Annotated in this window: 4 protein-coding genes; 3 read left to right on the top strand and 1 reads right to left on the bottom strand. The window is 73.2% G+C overall.

Going from position 1 to position 4,898, the window contains the following annotated elements; genetic code table 11:
- Positions 1–30 precede the first annotated feature (30 nt).
- On the bottom strand, positions 31–1,305 hold the full coding sequence (locus tag AWZ10_RS36640; RefSeq protein WP_046702546.1) for an acyl-CoA dehydrogenase family protein: 1,275 nt from the start codon (positions 1,303–1,305) through the stop codon (positions 31–33).
- A 198-nt stretch (positions 1,306–1,503) separates the two neighbouring features.
- Between AWZ10_RS36640 and AWZ10_RS36635 the strand changes: the two genes are divergently transcribed.
- The 3 genes from AWZ10_RS36635 to AWZ10_RS36625 all read left to right on the top strand — a co-directional run.
- Positions 1,504–3,042: an AMP-binding protein gene (locus AWZ10_RS36635; RefSeq protein WP_060893175.1), complete on the top strand. Its 1,539-nt coding sequence runs from the start codon at positions 1,504–1,506 to the stop codon at positions 3,040–3,042.
- A gap of 69 nt (positions 3,043–3,111) precedes the next feature.
- The gene (locus AWZ10_RS36630; protein WP_046702544.1) at positions 3,112–3,717 is read left to right on the top strand and encodes a histidine phosphatase family protein; all 606 of its coding nucleotides are present in this window, start codon (positions 3,112–3,114) and stop codon (positions 3,715–3,717) included.
- Positions 3,718–3,774: 57 nt separating this feature from the next.
- On the top strand, positions 3,775–4,898 hold a 1,124-nt coding region (locus tag AWZ10_RS36625), incomplete at its 3' end, for an acetyl-CoA C-acyltransferase (protein ID WP_060893174.1).

Genomic DNA, 4,898 nt, shown 5'->3' with positions numbered 1-4,898 from the left:
GTGGGTGGTGGGTGGTGGGTGTGCCGTCGTTCAGTTGTCGGTGAGCCGCGAGAACGGCACCCGGTCGGCGCGCGGCTCCGGCGGCAGCCTCAGGACGCGTTCGCCGATGAGGTTGCGCTGGATCTGGTCGGTGCCGCCGGCCAGTCGGTAGCCGGGGGCGCCGAGCAGATGCTGGGTCCAGGCGAACGTGCCCGGCTCCCCCGTGTCTGCGCAGATCCGGGCGCCCATGAGGTCGGCGGCGACCTGTCCGGTGCGGGTGAGCAGGTCGGAGGCCATCAGCTTGGTCAGCGACGCCTCGGGGCCGGGCCGGCCGCCGGAGGCGCTCGTTCTGGCAACGCGGTCCACGGTGGCGGCGCGCAGCTCGGTGCGGACGTACAGGTCGGCCAGGCGCTGCCGGACCAGCGGATCATCGGTGCGGCCGAGCGAGCGGGCGAGGGCGAGGACGTCGGTGAAGGTGCCGCCCTTGCGCCGGTTGCCGCTGCCAGAGGCGGTCCGTTCGAAGCCGAGGGTGGTGGTGGCGACCTCCCAGCCCTGCCCCGGGCGCCCGATCCGGAGCCGGTCCGGGACGCGGACACCGCTGAGGAAGACCTCGTTGAAGGAGGCGCCGCCGCTCATCTGGCGGATGGGGCGCACCTCCACGCCGGGGGCGTCCATCGGGACCAGGAAGGCGGTGATGCCCGCCTGCTTGACGACCTCCGGATCGGTGCGGGCGAGCAGCAGGCCGTAGTCGGCGAACTGCGCCCCCGAGGTCCACACCTTCTGACCGTCGATCACCCAGTCTCCCCCGCTGCCGGCTTCGGCCGCGATGGCGGTGCCCGCGTCCTCCTGCCGGGCGCGGGTGCGCACGGCCGCGAGGTCGGAGCCGGCGCCGGGTTCGCTGAAGAGCTGGCAGGCCAGCAGATCGGTGCGCAGGAACGGGCGGGCGAGGTCACGGCGCTGCTCGGCCGTTCCGAACAGGGAGACGGCCATGGCGACCAGACGCACGGTGACACTGATCAGTTCGGTGGACGGCGGTACGTCGAAGGCCGACTCCTCCTCGGCGAAGGCCGCCACATGGGCGGCGGTCAGGCCCGCCCCGCCCAGGTCCGCCGACAGCGTCAGTGCCTGGTATCCGGCGTCGAAGCGGGCCCGCTGGTAGGCGCGACAGTGGTCCAGGAGCAGCCGCTCCGCGGCTTCGGGGAGGTTGTGGAAGACGGCGAGGTCGGCGGTGTCTCCGGTCGTCTCCGGCGCTCGCGCCGGGTCGAGGACGGTGGCCAGCCACTGTCGGACCTGTGCGCGCCAGGCGTCCGGATCGGGCGGGGACATGGCTCCTCCTTGGAACGTCACTTACCAGATGACAGTTGCAGTAACGGAGATCAGGAAGCATCCGAGTCATCCGCCCGACCTTGCGGCGATGGGCTCGGTGTGCGTCAGAGTGTTCCGCACTTTCTTGATAAACGCTACAGTCTCCGCATCGACTCTCCCGGATTGCGGGAGAGGACCGATGAGCCGCCCGGAGGAGCCATGTCGCTGTTGCCGCTCGACCGTCGCGTCCGGAACACCCCGGACCAACCCGCCCTGGTGGACGACTGGGACGTGCTGTCCTGGTCCGGGCTCGCGGACCAGGTGGCGCGGGCGTCGGGACGGCTGCTGGAGATCGCGCCCGGCCCGCACGACCGGGTCGTCGTGCTCGGCGACAACGTCATACCGACACTGGTGGCCCATCTGGCCGGACTGCGGGCCGGCGTGGGGACCGTGGCCGCGTCCCGGTATCTGACGTCGGGCGAACTCGTGGACCAGGTCATCGACGCGGGCGCGACCGGCATCATCGCCGGACCCGCGGGCGCCGGCGCCGCTCTGGACGCGGCCCGGGAACTGGGCCTGCCGCTGGTGCTGCACGGGACCCCCGCGATCGGACACGCCTTCGACTGGGATCTGTGGCTGGCGGCCGCCCCCGCCGGGCGCACCGTTACGGCGGACCGCCCCGCCCGGCCGCCGCTCGTCTACACCTCGGGCACGACCGGCCGGGCGCGCGGCACCGAGGTGCGCTGGGTGAGCGGTCCGGTCGCCGACAGTGCCGCCTATCTGGCCGCGATCTCCGCCCGGTCCGGGTTCCCGCCCGGCCCGCATCTGGTGTGCGGCCCGCTGCAGCACAACGCGCCCCTGACGGCCCTGCGTCATCTGGCGGCGGGGCAACCGGTGGTCGTACTCGGCCGGTTCGACCCGGCGATCTTCCTGAGCCGCGTCGCGAAGTGGCGGGTCACCTCCACGGTCATGGTGCCCACCCACTTCCAACGGCTGCTCGCCCTGCCGCAGGACACGCGTGCCCGGTACGACCTCTCCAGCCTCACGCAGGTCTCCCACACCGGGTCCGCGTGTCCGCCGGACGTGAAGCGGGCCATGATCGAGTGGTTCGGCCCGGTGCTGACCGAGTCGTACGGGGCGAGCGAGGCGGGCACCGTGGCCCGCATCGGCAGCACCGAGTGGCTGGCCCATCCGGGCTCGGTCGGCCGCGCCCACCCCCCGTTCGAGGTCCTGGTGACCGACGACGACGGCCGGCCGCTGCCGTCCGGCGAACAGGGACTGCTGGCGTTCCGGGCGCCCGAGGACCGGGGCGTGCGCTACCACGCGGACCCGGACAAGACGAAGTCCGCCTACCTCGCGCCGGACGTCTTCACCCTCGGCGACATCGGATACGTCGACGCCGACGGCTACATCTTCATCACCGACCGGGCCGCGGACGTCGTGGTCTCCGGCGGTGTCAACCTCTACCCGGCCGAGAGCGAGGCGGTACTGCGCCAGCACCCGGCGGTCGCCGAGGTCGCGGTCATCGGCGTGCCCGACCCGGACTTCGGCGAGTCGCTGCGGGCGCTGGTCGTGGCGGCCGGGGACGGCACGCCGGCCGAGGAACTCGACCGGTTCTGCCGGGACCGGCTGGCCGCCTACAAGTGCCCGAAGTCCTACGAGTTCGTCCCCGAACTCCTGCGCAACGCGATGGACAAGCTCGACAAACGCGCGATGCGCCGCCCCTACTGGCACTCCGAGCGGACCATCGCGGGCTGACCCGGGCGACCGACGCCTCCTGACAGCCGACCGGCGACAACCTCCTGCCCCTCGCACGAAGGACTCTCCATGACCGAACTCCTCCTCATCCGGCACGGCCTCCCCCTGGCGGGCGTGTACGACCCGGGGCTGTCGCCGGAGGGCACCGCCCAGGCGGAGCGTCTCGCCGCCTGGCTCGCGCACGAGGACGTCGACGCCCTGTACACCAGCCCGTTCCGGCGCGCCCGCGAGACGGTGGCCCCCCTGGAACGGCGTACCGGCATGACCGCGGCCGTGCTGGACGACCTGCGCGAGTGGGACACGGACGTCTCGCACCCCTACACGCCACCGGAGCAGATCAACGCGGACGATCCCCGGGCCGCGGCACTGGCCGAGGGCCGGTACGAGGACTTCGTGCCCGATCTGGACTGGGACGCCTTCCGCGCCCGTGCCGTACGGGGCATGGACACCGTTTTCGACGCCCACCGCGGCGGGCGGGTCGCGGTGGTGTGCCACGGCGGCATCACCAACACCTATCTGGCGACCGTGCTCGGCCTGCCCACGATGTTCTGGTTCCACCCCGGGTACACCTCGGTCAGCAGGGTGCGGCGGCTGCCGGGCGGCCGGACCGTCCTGCACTCGGTGAACGAGACGGCCCACATGATCGCCGAGCGCGCCGTCGACGCGGTCGCCTGACCCACTCCCCTTCGTCCCCGGGCCGCCCCGCCCCATCCCCCGCAGGAGGTCCCGGCCATGCCCGGATCCGTCATCGTCGCCGGAGCAAGAACGCCCATCGGCAAACTGATGGGCGCCCTGAGCACCGTGTGCGCCGTCGACCTCGGCGCCCATGCCATCGGCGCGGCGCTGGCCGCCGCGCACCTGGACCCGGCCGCCGTGGAAGCCGTCGTCATGGGCCATGTCGTGCAGGCCGGGGCGGGCCCCAATCCGGCACGGCAGGCCGCGATCCGCGCCGGCATCCCGCTCTCCGTCCCCGCGAGCACCGTCAACAAGCTCTGCCTGTCGGGTCTGCACGCGATCGCCCTGGCCGACCTCATGATCGCGTCCGGCCGGCACGAGGTGGTCGTCGCGGGCGGCATGGAGTCCATGTCGGGCGCCCCGCACCTCCTGCGCGGGGCACGCACCGGCTGGAGGTACGGTTCCGCCGCCGTCGAGGATGCTCTCGACCGCGACGCCCTCGTCTGCGCCTTCGACGACGTCTCCATGGGCGCGGCCACCGAGCGGTACCAGGAGCCGTTCGGGCTCACCCGCGAGGAGCAGGACGAGTACAGCGCGCTCTCGCACCAACGGGCCGCCCGCGCCCAGGAGTCCGGCGCGCCGGCCGACGAGATCGCCCCGTTCACGGTGCCGGGACGGCACGGGGAGACGGTGGTCGACACCGACGAGGGCGTACGGCCGGGCAGCACCGCCGAGAGCCTGGGGCACCTGCGACCCGCGTTCTCCGGCTGGGGCACCATCACCGCGGGCAACTCCTCACAGCTCTCCGATGGCGGCGCGGCCGTCGTCGTGATGAGCGCGGAGCGCGCCCGGCGGGAGGGCTTGACCCCGCTCGCCGGGATCGGCGCCTACGGCACGGTCGCGGGCCCCGACCCCTCCCTGCTGGTCCAGCCGGCCGGGGCGGTCCGCGACGCCCTGTCCCGGGACGGCCGTCTCAAGGCCGCCGACCTGGATCTGTTCGAGATCAACGAGGCGTTCGCCGGAGTGGCCCTCGCCTCCGTACGGGACCTGGACATTCCCTTGGCGAAGGTAAACGTCAACGGCGGCGCCATCGCCCTCGGCCACCCGGTCGGCATGACGGGCGCCCGCCTGGTGCTGACCCTCGCCGCGGAGCTGCGGCGACGCGGCGGCGGCAGCGGAGC

The organism is Streptomyces europaeiscabiei (assembly GCF_001550375.1).
GTDB classification, from domain to species: Bacteria; Actinomycetota; Actinomycetes; order Streptomycetales; family Streptomycetaceae; genus Streptomyces; species Streptomyces europaeiscabiei.
This window is presented reverse-complemented; position numbering and strand designations above follow the sequence as displayed.

Bases quoted from the DNA above. Each gene is read 5' to 3' on its own strand.
- AWZ10_RS36640 (WP_046702546.1), bottom strand. From the start codon at position 1,305: ATGTCCCCGCCCGATCCGGACGCCTGGCGCGCACAGGTCCGACAGTGG.
- AWZ10_RS36630 (WP_046702544.1), top strand. From the start codon at position 3,112: ATGACCGAACTCCTCCTCATCCGGCACGGCCTCCCCCTGGCGGGCGTG.
- AWZ10_RS36635 (WP_060893175.1), top strand. From the start codon at position 1,504: ATGTCGCTGTTGCCGCTCGACCGTCGCGTCCGGAACACCCCGGACCAA.